At 65.5% G+C, this 18,744-nt stretch carries 15 protein-coding genes; 8 read left to right on the top strand and 7 right to left on the bottom strand.

What is annotated here, in order from left to right; genetic code table 11:
- The first annotated feature begins 151 nt into the window (after positions 1 to 151).
- Complete coding sequence (locus tag JYG34_RS15930) at positions 152 to 550, top strand: hypothetical protein (RefSeq protein ID WP_213657359.1); 399 nt, start codon at positions 152 to 154, stop codon at positions 548 to 550.
- 724 nt (positions 551 to 1,274) lie between these two features.
- Here JYG34_RS15930 and JYG34_RS15925 read toward each other — a convergent pair.
- The gene (locus JYG34_RS15925) at positions 1,275 to 2,687 is read right to left on the bottom strand and encodes a purine-cytosine permease family protein (RefSeq protein ID WP_213657358.1); all 1,413 of its coding nucleotides are present in this window, start codon (positions 2,685 to 2,687) and stop codon (positions 1,275 to 1,277) included.
- A 416-nt stretch (positions 2,688 to 3,103) separates the two neighbouring features.
- Positions 3,104 to 3,556 (bottom strand): Lrp/AsnC family transcriptional regulator, encoded by a 453-nt coding sequence (locus JYG34_RS15920; protein ID WP_213657357.1) that lies wholly within the window; start codon positions 3,554 to 3,556, stop codon positions 3,104 to 3,106.
- 113 nt (positions 3,557 to 3,669) lie between these two features.
- Here JYG34_RS15920 and JYG34_RS15915 point away from each other — a divergent pair, with 113 nt between their 5' ends.
- Positions 3,670 to 4,284, top strand: a complete 615-nt coding sequence (locus JYG34_RS15915) for a LysE family translocator (protein ID WP_213657356.1) — start codon at positions 3,670 to 3,672, stop codon at positions 4,282 to 4,284.
- Positions 4,285 to 4,467: 183 nt separating this feature from the next.
- Here the strand turns inward: JYG34_RS15915 and JYG34_RS15910 are convergent, their stop codons facing one another.
- Positions 4,468 to 4,980 carry an HvfX family Cu-binding RiPP maturation protein gene (locus JYG34_RS15910; protein ID WP_213657355.1) on the bottom strand — a complete coding sequence of 171 codons (513 nt, stop codon included), beginning with the start codon at positions 4,978 to 4,980 and terminating at the stop codon, positions 4,468 to 4,470.
- 15 nt (positions 4,981 to 4,995) lie between these two features.
- Positions 4,996 to 5,613 (bottom strand): ferric reductase-like transmembrane domain-containing protein, encoded by a 618-nt coding sequence (locus tag JYG34_RS15905; protein WP_213657354.1) that lies wholly within the window; start codon positions 5,611 to 5,613, stop codon positions 4,996 to 4,998.
- 185 nt (positions 5,614 to 5,798) lie between these two features.
- Between JYG34_RS15905 and JYG34_RS15900 the strand changes: the two genes are divergently transcribed.
- Positions 5,799 to 6,551 (top strand): AraC family transcriptional regulator, encoded by a 753-nt coding sequence (locus tag JYG34_RS15900; RefSeq protein WP_213657353.1) that lies wholly within the window; start codon positions 5,799 to 5,801, stop codon positions 6,549 to 6,551.
- Here the strand turns inward: JYG34_RS15900 and JYG34_RS15895 are convergent.
- Together JYG34_RS15895 and JYG34_RS15890 are read right to left on the bottom strand one after the other, a co-directional pair.
- Positions 6,521 to 7,951: an efflux transporter outer membrane subunit gene (locus JYG34_RS15895; protein ID WP_213657352.1), complete on the bottom strand. Its 1,431-nt coding sequence runs from the start codon at positions 7,949 to 7,951 to the stop codon at positions 6,521 to 6,523. The genes JYG34_RS15900 and JYG34_RS15895 overlap by 31 nt on opposite strands.
- Positions 7,952 to 7,967: 16 nt before the next feature.
- Complete coding sequence (locus JYG34_RS15890) at positions 7,968 to 8,747, bottom strand: helix-turn-helix transcriptional regulator (protein ID WP_213657351.1); 780 nt, start codon at positions 8,745 to 8,747, stop codon at positions 7,968 to 7,970.
- A gap of 427 nt (positions 8,748 to 9,174) precedes the next feature.
- Between JYG34_RS15890 and JYG34_RS15885 the strand changes: the two genes are divergently transcribed.
- Positions 9,175 to 15,513: a non-ribosomal peptide synthetase gene (locus JYG34_RS15885; RefSeq protein WP_213657350.1), complete on the top strand. Its 6,339-nt coding sequence runs from the start codon at positions 9,175 to 9,177 to the stop codon at positions 15,511 to 15,513.
- A gap of 55 nt (positions 15,514 to 15,568) precedes the next feature.
- Positions 15,569 to 15,970: a hypothetical protein gene (locus JYG34_RS15880; RefSeq protein WP_213657349.1), complete on the top strand. Its 402-nt coding sequence runs from the start codon at positions 15,569 to 15,571 to the stop codon at positions 15,968 to 15,970.
- A gap of 5 nt (positions 15,971 to 15,975) precedes the next feature.
- Here the strand turns inward: JYG34_RS15880 and JYG34_RS15875 are convergent, their stop codons facing one another.
- On the bottom strand, positions 15,976 to 16,593 hold the full coding sequence (locus JYG34_RS15875) for a LysE family transporter (RefSeq protein ID WP_213657348.1): 618 nt from the start codon (positions 16,591 to 16,593) through the stop codon (positions 15,976 to 15,978).
- 172 nt (positions 16,594 to 16,765) lie between these two features.
- On the opposite strand from JYG34_RS15875, the gene JYG34_RS15870 reads away from it, so the two are divergent.
- From JYG34_RS15870 to JYG34_RS15860, 3 genes are all read left to right on the top strand, one after another.
- Positions 16,766 to 16,987 (top strand): MbtH family protein, encoded by a 222-nt coding sequence (locus JYG34_RS15870; protein ID WP_011534470.1) that lies wholly within the window; start codon positions 16,766 to 16,768, stop codon positions 16,985 to 16,987.
- Entirely contained in the window at positions 16,984 to 17,727 is a 744-nt protein-coding gene (locus JYG34_RS15865; RefSeq protein ID WP_283811764.1) for a thioesterase II family protein, read from the top strand. Before JYG34_RS15870 ends, JYG34_RS15865 begins: the two co-directional genes overlap by 4 nt.
- A gap of 78 nt (positions 17,728 to 17,805) precedes the next feature.
- On the top strand, positions 17,806 to 18,723 hold the full coding sequence (locus JYG34_RS15860; protein WP_213657346.1) for a hypothetical protein: 918 nt from the start codon (positions 17,806 to 17,808) through the stop codon (positions 18,721 to 18,723).
- Positions 18,724 to 18,744 lie beyond the last annotated feature (21 nt).

Here is an 18,744-nt window from a genome sequence, read left to right as displayed (position 1 = left end):
GCTGATGGACTTACCATTTTTCGACACCTTAAAAATAGGTTTCATGAGGTCTGTCGTGTGGATTTAACTGTGAGATTGCAGCGATCAGGGCATGTTCCTTCGGGGGGGAAGCTCGGTGGAAGGGCAGGCGAATTGTTGTGCGAGGCTGTTTGTGATTGACTTGAGTTGGTGGCCTGTGGAACTAAGAATAGTGTTAATACTCGCTCCTTTCGGCGTTGGGCTGGTCGGGCTTGCAATTGAACTGCATATCGCAGGTTCGCGACATTTCAAGGTGATGTGCGACGCACTGCAGCGAAGCGAAGGTCTTCGTGAGGAGCTGAAAAGTGGTGGGGCGCTGACGCTAAAGTTTCGACTGATGACGGTGAGTGCCATGACGGCGGGGATGGTTTGGCCAAGACTAGGCATTCGTCAGGGGTGGCTGAACCCGCAGGACATTCATGATTTTCCGACCTATTTGAGAAAGCGCATGAAGTTAGGTATGTATTGCATACTTATAGCTCTCGCCTGGATGGCTTTCGTTGCACTTTTAGTAGAGTTTAGGCGTGCTTGATATCCCCGTTGGAGCGGATCATTCGATGGAGCGAGTGAGGGCTGAATCAGGAGGATGGTCGTGCTAACTGGTTTGTGAGGCCGCATATGATTGATCTAAGTGAATGGCCTGTTGGTTTAAGGCTGGTGTTGCTGATCGTCCCCTTTCTATTGTTGATTATTGGAGTCGTCATCAATGCCTATATTGCGGGCTCCCATCAATTTAATATCATGTGCCGTGCATTTGGTCGGAGTCGCGGCCTTGAGGATGAAATTTTCCTCTGGGGGACGACGAGATTAAGGTCGCGCATGCTGATCGTGAGTGCCATGAGTCTAGCTTTTATATGGCCATCCTTAGGGTTTCGTCGTGGTTGGTTGAATCTCGAAGACAGTAATGAGTTTCCGAATTTCTTGAAGTACAGCATGAAAATAAGTAGCTATTGCTTGTTTGTTGGCTTGGGAGGGCTATTTTTTCTAGCGTCGTTTGTCAAGGTTACAAGGTCATGATGATCTCCGGGGGCGAGCGGAATGCAGTTGCTTCAGTTACGTGATGCTGCACATCGGTGAGGTATTTGAATTGGGAGGGCGTTTGGCGGCGGGGGCAGCATCGTCTTACATGAAAATCTATGATACTGGGCGTGCATCTCAAACAGATGGACTGGGCGCTTCAGTAGAACGCATTCCAAGCAACGGCAGTGAAAAACCCGCAATAGCGGGTTTTTCCATTTCGGGTCATCGGGCCGACATCACACCCCAGCCGCCAGCTTCGCGCTCACCTGCCGGCGACGATACGCGCTGTCCCGGCTGGCCAGCCACCAGTACAGCGGCGAGGTGATCGCCAGGCCCACCAGCCACGACAGGTCGGCGCCATTGATGTGCGCGGACACCGGCCCGACATACAGCGGCGTGTTCATGAACGGGATCTGCACCGCGATGCCCACCGCATAGGCGATCAGCGCCTGCGGGTTGTAGCGCCCGTAGATGCCGCCATCGACCTTGAAGATCGACTGGATGTCGTAGTCGCCTTTGTGAATGACATAGAAGTCGATCAGGTTGATTGCCGTCCACGGCACCAGCACCACCAGCAGCACCAGCACCATGTCGACGAAGTGGCCGATGAAGTCCGCCGAGGCGAACACCGCCACCACGCAGCAGGCGGCCAGGACGATCAGCGACAGCACGGCGCGGCTCTTGGCGGTGGGGATCCAGCGGTAGGCGAAGGTCTGCACCAGGGTGATGATCGACAGCACCGCGCCATACAGGTTGAGGGCGTTGTGGCTGATCACGCTGAGCAGGAACAGCACCAGCATGACCGGGCCGAGGCTGCCGGTGGCCAGCTTGACCGCGTCCATGGTGTCCACGCCGGCCGGGATCGCCAGCACCGCGACCGCACCGAAGATGAACGACAGGCTCGAACCCAGGGCCGAGCCCAGGTAGGTGGTCCAGAAGGTCGAGGAGACTTTCACGTCGGCCGGCAGGTAGCGCGAGTAGTCCGACACGTAGGGCGCGAAGGCGATCTGCCACAGCGCCGCCAGAGATACGGTGGCCAGCCAGCCGGCCAGGTTGAAGCCGCCGCGGGTGAGGAAGTCGTCGCTTTGCACATGGCTGAAGATATAGCCGAAGCCGACCACGATACCGATGCCCAGCACCCAGGTGCCGATGCGGTTGAGCACGTGGATGAAGCGGTAGCCGATGATGCCGATGATGCCCGAACCCAGGGCGCCGACGACGATGCCCACCGACACCGGCACGGCTTCGACCACCCCGTGCAGTGACTTGCCGGCCAGGACGATGTTGGAGGCGAAGAAGCCGATGTACATGACCCCGGCGATCACCACCACCAGCAGCGCGCCGAGCGAGCCGAACTGGGCGCGGCTCTGGATCATCTGCGGGATGCCCATCTGCGGGCCCTGGGCCGAGTGCAGGGCCATGAGCACGCCGCCGACCAGGTGGCCGACGAGAATCGCGACGATGCCCCAGACCAGGTTCAGGTGGAACAGCTGCACGCCCAGCGCGCCGGTGACGATGGGCAACGGCGCGATGTTGCCGCCGAACCACAGTGTGAACAGATCCCTTACCTTTCCATGGCGGTCTTGCGGCGGCACGTAGCCGATCGTGTGTTTCTCGATGAGGGGTGCCGAATTGGCTGCACTGGTCATGACTGACTCCAAGGCAAGGAGGGGCAACCGCAGGTGCCCGGGGGCGTGCCGGCAAAGGGCGACGCGTTCTTGTTGGCGCGATGATGGGGGGCGGGCGGGGAAGGGGAAATTAGTAAATTTGTGCTCATGGGCCTTAAAAAACCTAAGGCCGGCGGGAGGTCAAGCGGTGGACGGCAGCAAGGAAGGTGCCAGGTGGCGGGAGGCCCTGAGGTGGGTGGGTTGCGTGAGCGTTGGGTGGTTGCGGGAGCACAGGGCTGGGGCGGGGTGCGCGTTCATGGTGCACAAGAACAGGTTGCCCGGGCGGGCCCTTTCGCGGGTAAACCCGCTCCCACAGGTACTGCATCCGTCAGCCAGCAGGTGACAATCTTGTGGGAGTGGTTTTACCCGCGAAAGGGCCGGCGCAGACGACAGGCTACCTACATCGGCAACAACCGGTCCTGGATCACCTCTTTCATCACCAGCGTCGAGCTCAGCCGCTTCACGTTGGGAATGCTGGTCAATTGCTCGTCATAGAGCTTCTGGAACGCCGGCAGGTCCTTGGCCACCACATGCAGCAGGTAGTCCGGGTCGCCGAACAGCCGCTGTGCCTCGACGATCTGCGGGATCGCGCTCACCGCCGCCTCGAAGTCCGCCACCGGCTGGCGGGTGACCTCGCGCAGGGTCACGAACACCAGCGCGGCGAAGTTCAGGCCCAGGGCGGCGGGGGCCAGGCGTGCGTGGTAACCGAGGATCGCGCCGGACTCTTCCAGCGCCTTGAGCCGGCGATGGCAGGGCGACAGGCTCAAGCCCACGCGTTCGGCCAGTTCGGTCACCGACAGGCGACCATCCTTTTGCAGCTCGGCAAGGATCTTTCGATCGGTTCTGTCCATTGGGGGAGAATCTTCCAGGTTTCAGGGTGGTCAGGGGAATATACGAAAGAAAATCCCCCGGCGATATCCGTAATCTTTCTTTCAACGAAACCTGTTTGAAAGGAAGTCTAAAAGTGGCCATGAGTGTATTGGCGGCGTTCTGGGCCGTGTCGTTCCTGTTCGTGATCAGCCCCGGCGCGGACTGGGCCTATGCCATCTCCGCCGGCATGCGCGGGCGTTGGGTGCTGCCGGCGGTGGCGGGGATGTTGTCGGGGCATTTCCTCGCGACCCTGGTGGTGGCGGCCGGGGTCGGCAGCCTGATCGCCGGGCATCCGCTGGCGTTGACCCTGCTGACGCTGGCCGGTTGCACCTACCTGTTGTGGCTGGGCGGCAACCTGCTGCTCAGCCCGTCGGTGCCCCAGGCCGGTGACGACGGGGCGGGCGACTCTGGGTCGCGCTGGGCGTTCAAGGGTTTTTGCGTCAGTGGGATGAACCCTAAGGTATTCCTGCTGTTCCTGGCGCTGCTGCCGCAGTTCACCGACCCGCAGTCGAGCTGGCCGGTGCCGGCGCAGATCCTGCTGCTGGGGCTGGTGCACCTGTGCAGTTCGCTGGTGATCTACCTGATGGTCGGCTATGGCGCCAAGGCGGTGCTGCGCACCCGGCCGGCGGCGGCGCGGGTGGTGGGGCGGTTGTCGGGGGTGGTGATGATCGCGATTGCGCTGGGGTTGGTGGTCGGGCAGTTGCGTTAAGGGGGCATCCCTTTCAGGGCCACCAGATGGACGCCGCAACCCTTGCGGCGTCCATGAGATCGAGCGCCGCCTGGGCGGCGCATCGCGGATGAATCCGCTCCTACATTTGTTGCAACGTGACCAAGACCGATAGGCCATGGTGCTTGTACGACGCGTTTTTCGGCTGCCGCTGTAGGAGCGGATTCATCCGCGATACGCCGCGCTCGATCCCGAAACCCGCCACAACCACCGGTCCAGGCTCAACCGCCCAGCCCCCCTCAACAGCAACGGCAGCAGCGCCACCAGGTAGATCAACGGCAGCTTGTAGTTGCCATGCCCCTGGTCGGTGATCGCATAGCCCTGCGCCAGCTCCGCCAGGCCCGACCATTCGGCCGGCCAGTGCACGGCGGCAATCGCCACCACCGTCACCACCATCAGCACTGCGGCGGCCAGGCGCGTGCCCAGCCCCATCAGCAACAGCAACGGGCAGATCAGCTCGGCCCACATCGACAACTGCCAGTTCAACCCGGCCGGCAGCAAGTCGAAGGGGAAGGGGAAGCTGGCCTGCAGGTCGGCGAACCAGTTCGTCCCGTTGAATTTCTCCAGCCCCGATTCGAAGAACTCCCAGGCCAGGAACAGCCGCAGCGGCAAGTCGGCGCCCCAGCTGCCAAAGCGGTCGAGGGCGGTGAGCGGGCGAGTGAGGGTGGCGGTCAGCATGAGTGGCTCCTGCGATCAGTGGGACAGTGATGGTGCGGTGCGGCGCAGGCGAATCACCTGCTTGGCGACCAGCTTGAGGGCGATGGCGGCGAACATCAGGGCGAAGGCCAGTGGGTACCCGCCCCCCATCGGGATGCGTTTGTAGAACGACAGGCAGAACACCCCGGCCAGCACCCAGGTCCCGGTGGCATGCAGGCCCTTCCACCGGCGTGGGCCGAGCAGGTGCATGGGGGCCTTGAACGAGGTCAGGGCCAGCAACAGGATGAACAGGTAACCCAGCGAACCGGGGAGGTTGGCCAATGCCGTGCGTCCAGCCCAGAACAACTCGGGATAACCTTGGGCATAGAGATAGATCAGTACGCCATGCACCGTGTGCGAGAAGGCGAAGGCCAGGCCCAGGTAGCGCCGCTCGCGCAGCAGGCGCCGGCTCGCGTCACTGGGCAGCAGCACGGCCAGCGACGAGGCCAGGAAGGTCAGCAGGAACAACGCGAACGAGCTGCGGGCCGTGGCGCGGATGGCGCTGCGCAGGCCCTCGCTCCCCAGCGGGTGGGCGATCAGCACCGTGGCGGTCATCAGCAGGGTCAGGGCCGCGAGGGCGGCGAACAGCTTCCAGCCAGAGGGCAGGGCTTTCATGAGGAGGTCCCCGGTGTGTGGCGAGGGCAGGCTGCCTTCGCGCTCCAGTGGCCAGGAGTGTGTGAGGGGCGGGTATCGGCAGTGTGTCGAGGAGGCAGGGTTTATGTATCGCTGTGTAGGCGGGCATTGCCCAGGCCACCGCGCTGCGCCAGTATTGCCCGTTCGATTCCAGTGGAACCTTGCCGGTGACTCGCCCGCTCATCCTGCCCCTTGCCGAGAACTACCGCCATGGCGAGCACATCGCCCCGCACTGCCACGACCGGGCGCAACTGATCCATGCCATCAGCGGCGTGGTCACGGTCAATGCCCGCGAGGGCAGTTGGGTGGTGCCGCCCGGGCGCGGGGTGTGGGTGCCGGCGGCCACCGAACATGAGCTGCGAATGTCCGGAGTGGTGCGCATGCGCACCTTGTTCATCGACCCCGGCGCGCGCCCGGATCTGCCTGGCCAGTGCCAGGTGATCGAGATTTCGCCGCTGTTGCGCGAACTGATCATCCGCGCCATGGACATCGCCCCCGAGCCGCCGCCCCAGGGCCGTGACGCGCGGATCATGCAACTGATCCTCGACGAGATCCGCGTGTTGCCGGTGTTCGCCCTGCATGTGCCAAGCCCACGCTCGGCGGTGTTGCAGGGATTGAGCGAGGCCCTGCGCCAGGCACCGGACGAGGACTGGAGCCTGGCCCGCGCCGCCGCCCACTGCGGACTCAACCCACGCACCCTGACCCGCGCGTTCCAGCGCGAAACGGGGCTCAGCCTGATGCAGTGGCTGCGGCGCATGCGCCTGCTGGCCAGCCTCGATGCCCTGGCGGCCGGGCGCTCGGTGCTGGCGGTGGCGCTGGACCTGGGCTACGACAGCCCCAGCGCGTTCAGCGCCATGTTTCGCCGCACGCTGGGGGTGTCGCCCTCGGTCTACTTCGGCCGGTCCGGCGAGCGCTGGTAGGCCAGCCCGGGGGTTTCTTCCCAGCCGCCACCCAGGGCGGCGTACAGGTTCACCTCCGCCAGCAGTTGTGCCAGGCGATCGTTGATCAGGCCTTCCTGGGCGTTGAACAGCGAACGCTGGGCGTCGAGGAAGGTCAGGCTGCTGTCGATGCCGGTGCGGTAGCGATGCTCGGCCAGGTCGTGGTAACGCTGGCTGGCTGCCACCAGGTCGCGCTGGGCCTGCAGTTGACGTTGAAAGGTGGCGCGGGCGGCCAGGCCATCGGCGACTTCCTGGAAGGCGCTCTGGATAGACTTTTCATAGCGCGCCACCTGGATGTTCTTCTGCACCTTGGCGTAGTCCAGGCTGGCGCGCAGGCTGCCGGCATTGAACAACGGCAGGTTGATCTGCGGCTGGAACAGCCAGGTGCCGGAGCCGGCGTCGAACAGGTCGGCCAGCTGGCGGCTGCTGGCGCCGGCGTTGGCGGTCAGGGTGATGCTGGGAAAGAACGCCGCGCGTGCCGCGCCGATATTGGCGTTGGCGGCGCGCAACTGGTACTCGGCCTCACGGATGTCCGGGCGGCGCTGCAACAGGTCCGCCGGCAGGCCTGCCGGTACCCGGGCGATCTGATCGTCCGCCAGGGGCAGCGCCGGCAGGGTGGCGCTGACCTCGACACCGACCAGGCGGTTGAGCTGGTTCAGGTCCTGGGCGGCCAGGCGGGTGTAACGGGCCACGGCGGCGCGGGAGCTGTCGACGCGGGTGGTAGCCTGGATCGCGTCGAGGGCCGAGAGGGTGCCGGTGCGGCGCTGGCGTTGGGTGAGGCGCAGGCTCTGCTCGTCGGCTTGCAGCGTCTGGGTGGACAGCGCCAGCAGCTCCTGGTCGGCGCGCCAGGTCAGGTAGGCGCCGGCGACGCTGGTGACCAGGCTGAGCTCGGCGCTGCGCCGAGCCTCGTCGCTGGCCAGGTAGGTCAGCAGTGCCTGGTCGCTGAGGCTGCGCAGGCGGCCGAACAGGTCCAGCTCGTAGGCGCTGATGCCCACGGTCGCCGATTGCTGGCTGCTGATCATGCCTTTGCTGCCCGTCCTGCTGCGGGGCAGGTACTGGCGCTGGCCCTGGGCGTTGGCGGCGACCTTGGGCAGCAGCTCGGCGCGCTGGATGCGGTACTGGGCGCGGTAGCCTTCGACGTTGAGCACCGCCACCCGCAGGTCGCGGTTGTTGGCCATGGCCGTATCGAGCAACTGGCGCAGGACCGGGTCATGGAACACCGCTTGCCATTCCAGCGGTAGCGCCGAGGCCGATGGCCCACCGCGATAGGCCACACCGTTGGGGTAGTGGTCGGCGCTGGGAGAGACCGGGCGCTGGTAGTCCGGGGCGAGGGTGCAGCCGGCCAACACGGTGGCCAGCAGCGGCAGGAACAATCGGGTCATGCAGGGTTTCCTGGGTTCAGGTACCGGCCATCCAGCGGGCCAGGCCGTGGCGGCCGCTGACCCCCAGTTTGGCGGTGGCTCGCTTGAGGTAGGTTTCCACGGAGCTGTTCTTCACATTCAGGCGCTGGGCCATCTGCGGCACGGTGCCACCGGTCAACAGGCCGATGCAGACTTCCTGCTCGCGCGTGGACAGGCGCACGGCTTCCTGGCTCAGGCGCTCGCCGAACACATGGCGCAAAGAGCCGGCCTCATCCAGCGCCTCCACGCCGACCCGGCGCAGGCAGGCTTGCTCGAGCAGGTGCGCGTGGTGTTCGACCAATGGCAGCAAGGTGTCCGACAGGCTCTTGAGCAACGACAGTTCGGTCAGGGAGAAACCGCGCTGGCTTGGCAGGCGCTGGAAGCAGATGACCCAGCGTCGGTCGCCATTGCATGACACCAGATTGCACTGGTGGGCATTGCGCCGGGGGTGCTGGGCGCTGGTCGGGGCGTTGATCTGGATCAGCAGCGGGTCCTGCATGCACAGGATGCTCTGCAGCAGCGGGTGCCGCAGGTGTTCCTGGACGGGCAGGTCATGGTGCAGGCCGGCGCTGCCCAGCACCTTGATCCGGCTGATGCTGGCCGGGTCGTTCTCGAGGGTCCATTCGCTGAGGTCGAGCCGATGGATCGGCACCTGGTTGCCGACCAGCAGGAGCATCTGTTCGGCGAAATGCTCGTCACCCGTGCTGGCAACCAGCTCACCCAGCTGCAGGTACAGGTGCGGGTCGTGACGGTGTTCGAGGCTGTCGGTCAGCTTCATGTCGTAGTCTTCCTTGATCGGGTGTCGCGGCGGGCGGGTCTTGCGACCGAGTCCTCTCTGTGTTTTCGGGGGTGGGGGCTATTGAATCGCAGGCGCCGAGCACGCGTCTGTAGTGGAAACCGGGGACAGAAAATGCCAGTTGATCCGACTGAAATGCTGGGCCTTGAACGCGGCTCTTGCTGTCCGGCGTGTCAGCTTGTCAGGTGATTGGCGTCAGAAAGCAGCCGGTTTGCTTCCGTTCGCAGCAGCTGGCTTGACGGGTAGGTCAGGGGCGTTATCGGGATGTAGTCAATCTCCTACAGGAAATTCAGTGCACTCAGGCTGAGCGTTTTCCCGCCGGCGATGTCCGGGTTTCGGGGGCCATACAGGGGGATAGGGGGGTGTTTGAATCCGCGCAATCACTCTGTTTCAAGGACGATCCAAGCCCATGTTCGCCGCCGATACTTTCCCCTTGACCTGCGCGCAGCGCGACATCTGGCTGGACCAGCTCGGCCATGGCGACTCGCCGCTCTACAACATCGGTGGCTATGTCGAACTCGATGGCGCGGTCGACCGTGAGCGCTTGCAACAGGCCTTGACCCACCTGGTGGCCGTGCATGACGCGCTACGCACCGTGCTGGTGGCCACGCCCAGCGATGACGGCTTGCCACGCCAGCGCTTCGTGACGGGCTTGCACGTGGTGCTGGCCGAGCACGACCTGGCCGGCCAGCCTGACCCGATGGGCGCGGCGCAGGCCCTGATCCAGGCACAGTTGCAGCAATCATTCAGCCTTGGCGATGGCCCGCTGTTGCGCGTCGCGCTGATGCGCCTGGGCGGGCGGCGCCACTTGGTCGCGGCCCAGGCCCATCACCTGATCCTCGACGGCTGGGGGTTCGAGCAGTTCTTCCACCGGCTGGGGCAGTACTACGGCTTGCTGGAGCAAGGCGCGTCGTTGCCCGCTTCGGCACCGTCCTACGTGGCATTCATCGAGCAAGACCAGGCCTACCAGGCTTCGCCGCGACGTCAGCGAGACGGCGACTACTGGCTCGACCGGTATCGGCAGTTGCCGGATGTGTTGCTGCGCCCGCGCGAGCGTGGCCCGGTGCGTGCGGCAACGCCCAGCCAGGCGCTGCAGCGCAGCTTCGACCCCACCTTGCTGGCGCGCATGCAGCAGTTGGCCGCGCGGCTGCAGGCATCGCCCCTGCATGTGCTGCTGGCGGCGTTGCACGTGTGCTTCTGCCGCGCCGGCCAGCGTGACGAGTGGGTGGTCGGCCTGCCCGTGCGCAATCGGGGCACGGCCTTGCACAAGGCGACGCTGGGGTTGTTCGCCCAGGTCAGCGCGTTGCGCATGGACTTTGGCCGCACGCTTGCGTTTGCCGACCTGGTGCGGGCCATCGCCGGCACCCTCAAGCGCGACCTGCGCCACCAGCGCTTGCCGATGACCGAGCTCCATCGCGGCCTGGGCCTGTCGCGCGAGGCACGCGCGCAGTTGTTCGAGGTGACGGTGTCATACGAGGAGGAGGGTAACGACCTGTTCTATGGCGCCTTACCTACTCATACCGTCAAGGTCAGCAATGGCCACGAGCCAACGCCGTTGTCCATCTACCTGCGCAGCAACCGCCACAATGGCAAGGCCTGGTTGCACCTGGTGCACAACCTGGGCTGGCTGGCGCCCGACGAGGTCGAGGCGCTGACCGGGCGGGTGCTGCAGGTGCTGGACCAGGGGTTGCAGACGCCGCCGCTTCGGGTCGATGCGTTCGAACTGCTGACGGACCGCGAGCGCGAGCAGCTGAGGCAATGGAATGCCACGGCGGCCGTTGGCCAGGGCGAGCCATTGATCCATCGGCGCATCGAGGCGCAGGCCGCCTTGCGTCCCCACGCCACGGCGCTCATGCAGGAAGGCCATGGCCTGAGCTACGGGCAGTTGAACCAGCGAGCCAACGCACTGGCGGCGCGCTTGATCGACCTGGGCGTCAAGCCGGACCAGCGGGTGGCGGTGGCGGCGCGTCGTGGCCTGGACAGCGTGGTGGGCTTGCTGGCGGTGCTCAAGGCCGGCGCGGCTTATGTGCCCATCGACCCGGCACACCCTCGCGAGCGCCTGGCCTACCTGCTGCAGGACTGCACCCCCCAGGTGCTGCTGACCCAGTCCAGCCTGCGCGAGCGCTTCGTCGGGCAGGCGCTGCCGATCATCGAACTCGATCTTCCGGGCATCGAACCCGAATCGACGGCCAACCCCCAGGTGCCGGGGTTGGCCGCGGATAACCTGGTGTACGTGATCTACACCTCAGGCTCCACCGGCCAACCGAAGGGGGTGATGGTCGAGCACCGCATGCTGGCCAACCTGGTTGACTGGCATTGCGACACGTTCGACCTGCACGCCGGCAGCCACACTTCCAGCCTGGCGGGTTTCGGTTTCGACGCCATGGCCTGGGAGGTCTGGCCGGCCCTGTGCGCCGGTGCGACGCTGCATCTGGCACCTGTGCGCGAAGGCGGCGAGGATATCGACGCCTTGCTGCGCTGGTGGCGCGAGCAGCCGCTGCAGGTGAGCTTCCTGCCCACGCCGGTGGCCGAGCACGCCTTCGCCCAGGGGCAGGCCCATCCGACACTGCGCACCTTGCTGGTCGGTGGCGACCGCCTGCGCCGGCTGGCTCGCGAGCGCGGCTACCAGGTGATCAACAACTATGGCCCCACCGAGACCACCGTGGTGGCGACTTCCGGACAGGTCCTGGCGGGCGGGGCGCTGCACATAGGCAAGCCGATCGCCAATACACAGTTGCATGTGCTCGATGAGCGGCGCCGCCCGTTGCCCGTCGGGGCTGCCGGCGAGCTGTACATCGGTGGCCTGGGCGTTGCCCGGGGCTACCTGAACCGCCCCGAGATGACCGCCGAACGCTTCATCGACGACCCTTTCGAGCAACGCCCCGGCGCCCGTCTTTACCGCACGGGCGACCTGGTGCGCTGGCTGGCCGATGGCACCCTCGAGTACCTGGGGCGCAACGATGACCAGGTGAAGATCCGTGGCGTGCGGGTGGAACTGGGCGAGATCGAGGCGGCGCTGGCGACCCACGAGGCGGTGCGCGAAGGCGTGGTGCTGCTGCGTGACGGCCAGTTGGTCGCCTGGTACATCGCCGAGCGGGTCGTGACGCCTTTGCAGTTGCATGAGCACTTGCGTGGTCGCCTGCCGGCCGCGCTGCTGCCGACGGCGTACATGGTGGTGCCGGCGTGGCCCCTGACCGCCAATGGCAAGCTTGATCGTCGCGCCTTGCCGGCACCGGACCTGCACGCTGCGCTGCGCCGCGCCCACGAACCGCCGCAAGGCGATGTCGAGCAACGCCTGGCCGCCCTGTGGGCCGAACTGTTGCACGTCGAACGGGTCGGGCGGCAGGACCACTTCTTCGAGCTGGGCGGCCATTCGCTGATGGCCGTCCAGTTGATCGAGCGCATGCGCCAGGCGGGGATGCACGCCGATGTGCAGGTGCTGTTCGGCCAGCCGACCCTGGCCAGCCTGGCCGCCTCGGTGAGTGCCATGCCGGTGGCGGCGGTGCCGGGCAATCGCGTGCCGGCTGACTGTGCGCGGATCACGCCCGACATGCTGGCCCTGGCCGAGCTCGGCCAGGCTGATATCGAGCGCATTGTCTCGGCGATCCCCGGGGGCGCCGCCAATGTGCAGGAGATCTACCCGTTGGCGCCCCTGCAGGAAGGCCTGCTCTACCACCACCTCGCCGAGGCCCGCGACCCCTACCAGCAACAAGCGCTGTTCGCCTTCACCGGCCACGTCGAACTGCTGGCGTTCAGCCAAGCGCTGGAACAGGTCATCGCGCGTCACGACATCCTGCGCACCAGCCTGGCCTGGGATGGGCTCGAGCAACCGCAGCAAGTAGTGTGGCGCCAGGCGCGGTTGCCGCTGACGGTGCTCGAGCCGGGCCAGGGCGATGCCGTCGCGTTGTTGCGCGCACGCCAAGCCCCACTGGACCTGCGTCAGGCACCCATGATGGCCCTGGCCTGCGTCGAGGATCGCGCCGATGGGCGCTGGCTGGGCATGCTGCACTTCCATCACCTGGTCAACGACGCGGTGTCGGTGCAGGTGTTGCTGTCGGAACTGGAAGCCTTGATGACGGGGCAGGGCCATGCCCTGGCGGCGCCCATCGCTTATCGCAACTATGTGGCCGTGAGCCGCGACCCGGTGCGCCAGGCGGGTCACGAACAGTTCCTGAAAGCGCTGTTGGCGGGTATGGAAGCACCCTCGAAGCTGGCGGGGATGGGCGAGACGCTCGATGTACAGGCACTGGAAAGCGCCGCGCTGGCCGTGCCCGAGCCGCTGGCCAAGGCGTTGCGGCGCTTGGGGCGCGCCCACGATGTCGGCTTGGGCAGCCTGTTCCACCTGGCTTGGGCGCTGGTGCTGGGGGCGCTGGGGGGCCGTGACGAGGTGGTGTTCGGCAGTGTGCTGCTGGGCCGCATGCTGGCGGGCGAGGGCGCTGACCGGGCCTTGGGCATGTTCGTCAACAGCCTGCCGTTGCGGGTCGTGTTGAAGGGGACCGGCGTTGGCGACGCGTTGACGGCCACCCACGCGCAACTGGCCGCCTTGCTCGACCATGAGGATGCGCCCCGGGTGTTGGCCCAGCGTTGCAGCGGCCTGCCGGCTGGCGTGACGTTGTTCGACAGCCTGATCAACTACCGCCATGGCCCGGCACCGGATGCGCGCAAGCTGCCGGGGATGACACTGCTGGAGGCCAGCGAAGTCCACAGCCATGCCCTGGTGCTCACCGTGGACGAAGCAGGCGACGACCTTCACCTCCATGTGCGAGCGCCCCGTGAGCTGGGTGCGCAGCGTGTGCTCGGGCAGGTTGCCTGTGCCTTGCGGCAGTTGGCCGAGGCGCTGCAAAGCGATCCCGGGCGGGCACTGACGTCGTTGTCGACGTTGCCGGATGACGAGCGCCATCATCTGTTGTCGACGCTCAATGCCACCGACACGCCCCTTGATTCCACGCATGTGCATTGGCCGGCGCTGTTCGCCGCCCAGGTGCAGCGAACCCCGCACGCCGTGGCGTTGCAAAGCGAAGAGGCGCAGTTGACCTACCGCGAGCTCGACGCCCAGGCCAACCGTCTGGCGCATCACCTGATCGGCCTTGGCGTGAGGCCTGACAGCCGGGTGGCTGTGTGCGTCGAGCGCGGCGTGCAGCTGATCGTCGCCCTGCTGGGCGTGCTCAAGGCCGGCGGCGCCTACGTGCCGCTGGACCCGGGCTACCCCGACGAACGCTTGCGCTACATGCTGGCGGACAGCGCGCCATTGGCCGTGCTGGTACACGGTGCGACCCGGGGCTTGTTCGAGCCTTCGCCCACCTTGGTCGATCTCGACCAGGACGACTGGCAGGCTCATTCGGAGCAGGCCCCGGTTGTTGCACCACTGAACGGCGAGCACCTGGCCTACGTCATGTACACCTCCGGCTCCACCGGCACGCCCAAAGGGGTGATGGTCGAGCACCGAGGCCTGTGCAACCTGATGCACTGGGGGTCGACACTCTGCCCGCCACAACCCGACGGTGCCTTGCTGCAGCGGGCGCCCTTCAGCTTCGACGGTTCGGTCTGGGAACTGTTCTGGCCCCTGTGCGCCGGCCTGCGCCTGGTCCTGGCGCGCCCGGACGGGCATCGCGACCCGGCCTACCTCGTGCAGTTGATCCAGGCGCGCCGGGTGACCACGGTGAAGTTCGTCCCCGCGTTGCTGCATGCGTTCCTCGAAGCGCCGCATGTCGAGGGTTGCACCAGCCTCACCGACGTCTTCTGCGGCGGTGGCGAGCTGACCCTGGCCCTGGTCCGCCGCTTGCGCGAACGCTTGCCCCGGGTGCGCCTGCACAACGTCTATGGCCCGACCGAGGCTACCGTCGACAGTACCGCCTGGACGCTGGAGCCGCAGCAGCCTCTGCCAGAGCAGGCACCGCCGATCGGTCGGCCCATCGCCAATACCCGGTTGTATGTGCTCGATGTCCACGATCGGCCGGTACCGTTGGGGTGTGTCGGTGAGTTGCACATCGGCGGCATCGGCGTCGCCAGGGGATACCTGGGGTTGCCTGAGCTGCAAGCGGCACGCTTCATTGCCAGCCCGTTCGTCGAAGGCGACCGGCTGTACCGCACGGGTGACCTGGTGCGCTATCGGGCCAACGGTGACCTGGAGTTCCTCGGGCGCAACGATTTCCAGGTCAAGCTCAATGGCTTGCGGATCGAGCTGGGCGAGATCGAGGCGCTGCTGGCCGCCCACCCGGCCCTCGGGCAGGCGGTGGCACTGGTCCGCGATGAACGCCTGGTGGCCTATGCCGCCTGTCGGGAGGGCCACCAGGCACCGGCGCTGGATACCCTGCGCAGCTACCTGCTGGCGCACTTGCCGGCCTACATGGTGCCTTCGGCCTACGTCATCCTCGGGCAATTGCCGCTGAGCCCCAACGGCAAGATCGATCGCCAGGCGTTGCCGGCGCCGGGGCCGGAGGCGGTGATCAGCCGCACCTACCAGGCGCCGCGCGACGATCTGGAACAGGCCCTGGCGCAGATCTGGACCGAGGTGCTGAAAATCGAGCAAGTGGGGCGTGACGACAACTTCTTCGAGCTGGGCGGGCATTCGCTGCTGGCGGTGAACCTGGTGGCGCGCATGCGCCAGGCCGGGCTGCATACCGATGCACGCATGCTGTTCAGCCAGCCGACATTGGCGGGGTTGGCGGCGCATACGCGGCGCGAAGACATCCAGGTGCACATCCCCAAGACCACCATCCCCAGGCTGGGCGGGCGGCGCCGGCTCTGAGTGGCGCACATGAGCCGGCTGGTTTCGCGGGCGAGGATGGGACTATTCTTGCCCCATGACCACCCAGCCTCCCCAACGCCATCCCTGCCCACCGGGCGCCTGCGACTGCGGCCGCGAGCGCCTGGCCGATGCCCCGGCCCGGGACCTGCGCATCCTGCTGCTCACGCGGGAGGAGGAAAAGCGCCTGCTCGAGCGCCTGGAGAACCTGAAGGACCTGGACGACCTCAAGCACCTGCAAGCGAGGTTGTACGAGAACCTCGGCATCCGCGTGCACATCGCCCCGGGTTTCAACGAAGTACGCACCATGCGCGGGATCGTCATCGAGCTGGAGGCGCAGGTCGGCCTGTGCCGCAAGACCCGCCAGTCGATCCCGGCGGCGATCCGTCGCGGGCTGGAACGCAACCCGCAGGTGGCCTTCCGCCTGCTCGATGCCCACGACTTGCTACGCGATGCCTGAAGGCCTCAGCGCATCGCCGCCAGCTTGATGCCGAACCCCACCAGGCATGCGCCGGCCAGGCGTTCGAGCAGGTGGCTGATGCGCGGGTTGGCACGCATGCGTTCGGCCAGGTGGTGGGTGAGCAGCACCGCGATCAATCCATAGAGCAGGGTCAGCCCGGCGACGGTCAGCGCCATGAACGCAAACGTCACCACGCCCTGGTGGTGCACCGGGTCGATGAACAGCGGGAAGAAGGCCATGTAGAACATGATCGCCTTGGGGTTGAGCAGGGTGATCATCATGGTCTGGCGCAGGTAGCGCCCGCTGCTCATGCTGCTCTGTCGCGGCCCGCTGCCGGGCTTGCTCAGCAGCATGCGCAGGCCCAGCCAGGCCAGGTAGGCCGCGCCGGCCCACTGCACCACGTGGAAGGCCGCGGGGTAGGCGGCCAGCAGGGTGGCGACACCGGCCACGGCCAGCCACATGAGCACCTGGTCGCCCAGGATGACGCCGAAGGTGGCGGCCAGCCCACCCTTGACGCCGCCCTTGCCGGTGGCGGTGATCAGGGCGAAGTTGCCGGGGCCGGGGATCGCCAGGAGGATGAGGAACGCAATCACGAAAGCGCCGTAGTCGGTCACGCCAAGCATGGGGAGGTCTCCGGGGCGAGTGGTCGGGGGAACTGGATTTATGCCACCATCCGCAGCGCTTGCACAGCCGCCTCATGGCGTTTACAGGTAATTTTCTTCCTTTGCTCTTCGTATTCAGGAAAGCCGCCCTGCGCCTGGCGCGTTCGGCCCTCATCATTCAAGGAGACAGGCAATGACTTCCGTTTTCGACCGCGACGACATCCAGTTCCAGGTAGTGGTCAACCACGAAGAGCAGTATTCCATCTGGCCTGATTACAAGGCGATCCCCAATGGCTGGCGCGCGGTCGGCAAGAGCGGCCTGAAGAAGGACTGCCTGGCCTACATCGATGAAGTATGGACCGACATGCGTCCATTGAGCCTGCGCCAGCAGATGGCCGAAGCCGCGGCGCAGTGAGCCCGTCGACACTGAACCTGCTGTGCCTGCCGTACTCGGGCGCCAGCGCCATGGTCTACAGCCGCTGGCGGCGCAAGCTGCCGGCCTGGCTGCAAGTGCGGCCGGTGGAGTTGCCGGGGCGTGGTGCGCGCCTGGGTGAACCATTGCACACCGATCTGCAGGCGCTGGCACGGCAGTTGGCCCACGAGCAGCGCGCAGTCGCCAACGCCCCCTACGCGTTGCTCGGGCACAGCCTGGGCGCGCTGGTGGCGTTCGAACTGGCCCATGAACTTCAGGTATTGGGTTGTCCGCCACCGGTGGCGCTGTTCGCCTGCGGCACGGCCGCACCGACCCGTCGGGAAGACTACGACGGCGCCAACTGGCGTGAGCCCAAGAGCGACGCCGAGCTGATCGCCGAGTTGCGCAAGCTGGGAGGCACCCCCGAAGAGGTACTGGCCAACGAAGAGCTGATGGGCCTGACCCTGCCGGTACTGCGTGCCGATTTCCTGCTGTGCGGGCGCTACGCCTACCGCCAGCGTGCGGCGTTGAGTTGTCCGCTGCACGTGCTGGGTGGCACGGTGGACCGAGCCAGTGAAGAGCAGTTGCTGGCCTGGCGCCGAGAGGCGACGGGCGATTTTTCGCTGGAACTCTTTCCTGGTGGGCACTTTTTCATCCACGAACATGAAGATGCCGTGCTGAAGCAGATGACCAGCACCTTGCAGTCAATCTGTCAGCCGCTGTCACAACTGTCCTTCAACTGACGGCTCCAGGGCTGACATACACTTCCTGGTGGCAAGCGCTCTACTGACACCTCACTCACTCACGATTGAGGTGTCTACATGCATCTGCATAGCGCAGTTGCCAGGCAAGGCCTGCTCAACGCATCGCAAACCATGACCATCGAAACGCAGAAAAGCTGCCGTGTGACGGTACTTAAGGACAAGCTTTACTGCGTCTATGTGGTGGACGAGGATCAACTTTTCATCACTTCGCGTACCCGTGCCGGAGCCTGGAGCGAATCAGAGGACCTTGGTACGCGGAGCCTTTCTGGGTTGCCTGCGGTCTTTACCCACGACGACAAAGTGTACGTGCATGCCAGCGGCGACTACTCGGACCCGACGCTGGGCATGTCGAGCGGTACGACGCTTTGCATATACAACCCGGTGAACGGTGCGCTCGACAGAAAGATCGCCTACGGCACTTACGGCACGCCCTCGGTCGTCGAGCACAGGGGGCGGTTCCATATGTTCTGGCGCCAAAATCCGGCGGGGCAGGTGCTATGTGCAAATTCGACGAACGGCAGCTACTGGTACCCGGGCCCCGGCCTTTACCCAGATGGCGCCGGCCAGCCCACCCTGAAGTCTTCGAGAGACGTGGTCGCCTGCGTATACCAGGGGCTGATCCACGTGTTCTACATGACTGAAGCCGGCCTTTGCCTGATCAGGTTCGATGGCGAATCCGGCTGGAGCCGCGGGCAGCTCTTCATCGACAAGTTCTACACAGAGATGCCCAGTGTGGTGGTTCATGACGGCATGCTGATTGTGGCATTCGCCGACACCTCGCAGGACGGAATAGGCAATACCATTTCGGTGTTGCCAGGTGCGCAAAGCCTGGGTAATGAAGGCGGCATTGATCTGTATCGTTATGACGGCCATGTCGTGAGCAGCGTGGACAGGAGCATCGGCATCGTCGCCGAGGGTGCTCCAGCCTGTGGGGTTCTGGATGGCGAACTCAACCTCATCTTCCCTGGTGTTTGATCATTCCAGCGGGCAAGGAAT

Origin of the sequence: Pseudomonas entomophila, from assembly GCF_018417595.1 — a bacterium.
In the GTDB taxonomy this organism is placed as follows: domain Bacteria; phylum Pseudomonadota; class Gammaproteobacteria; order Pseudomonadales; family Pseudomonadaceae; genus Aquipseudomonas; species Aquipseudomonas entomophila_C.
The sequence above is the reverse complement of the archived record's forward strand: the minus strand, read 5'-3'. Positions and strand labels throughout refer to the sequence as shown.

Coding starts and splice junctions, on each gene's coding strand:
- JYG34_RS15905 (WP_213657354.1), bottom strand. CDS start 5,613: ATGAAAGCCCTGCCCTCTGGCTGGAAGCTGTTCGCCGCCCTCGCGGCC.
- JYG34_RS15875 (WP_213657348.1), bottom strand. CDS start 16,593: ATGCTTGGCGTGACCGACTACGGCGCTTTCGTGATTGCGTTCCTCATC.
- JYG34_RS15910 (WP_213657355.1), bottom strand. CDS start 4,980: ATGCTGACCGCCACCCTCACTCGCCCGCTCACCGCCCTCGACCGCTTT.
- JYG34_RS15925 (WP_213657358.1), bottom strand. CDS start 2,687: ATGACCAGTGCAGCCAATTCGGCACCCCTCATCGAGAAACACACGATC.
- JYG34_RS15880 (WP_213657349.1), top strand. CDS start 15,569: ATGACCACCCAGCCTCCCCAACGCCATCCCTGCCCACCGGGCGCCTGC.
- JYG34_RS15870 (WP_011534470.1), top strand. CDS start 16,766: ATGACTTCCGTTTTCGACCGCGACGACATCCAGTTCCAGGTAGTGGTC.
- JYG34_RS15895 (WP_213657352.1), bottom strand. CDS start 7,951: ATGACCCGATTGTTCCTGCCGCTGCTGGCCACCGTGTTGGCCGGCTGC.
- JYG34_RS15860 (WP_213657346.1), top strand. CDS start 17,806: ATGCATCTGCATAGCGCAGTTGCCAGGCAAGGCCTGCTCAACGCATCG.
- JYG34_RS15920 (WP_213657357.1), bottom strand. CDS start 3,556: ATGGACAGAACCGATCGAAAGATCCTTGCCGAGCTGCAAAAGGATGGT.
- JYG34_RS15890 (WP_213657351.1), bottom strand. CDS start 8,747: ATGAAGCTGACCGACAGCCTCGAACACCGTCACGACCCGCACCTGTAC.
- JYG34_RS15885 (WP_213657350.1), top strand. CDS start 9,175: ATGTTCGCCGCCGATACTTTCCCCTTGACCTGCGCGCAGCGCGACATC.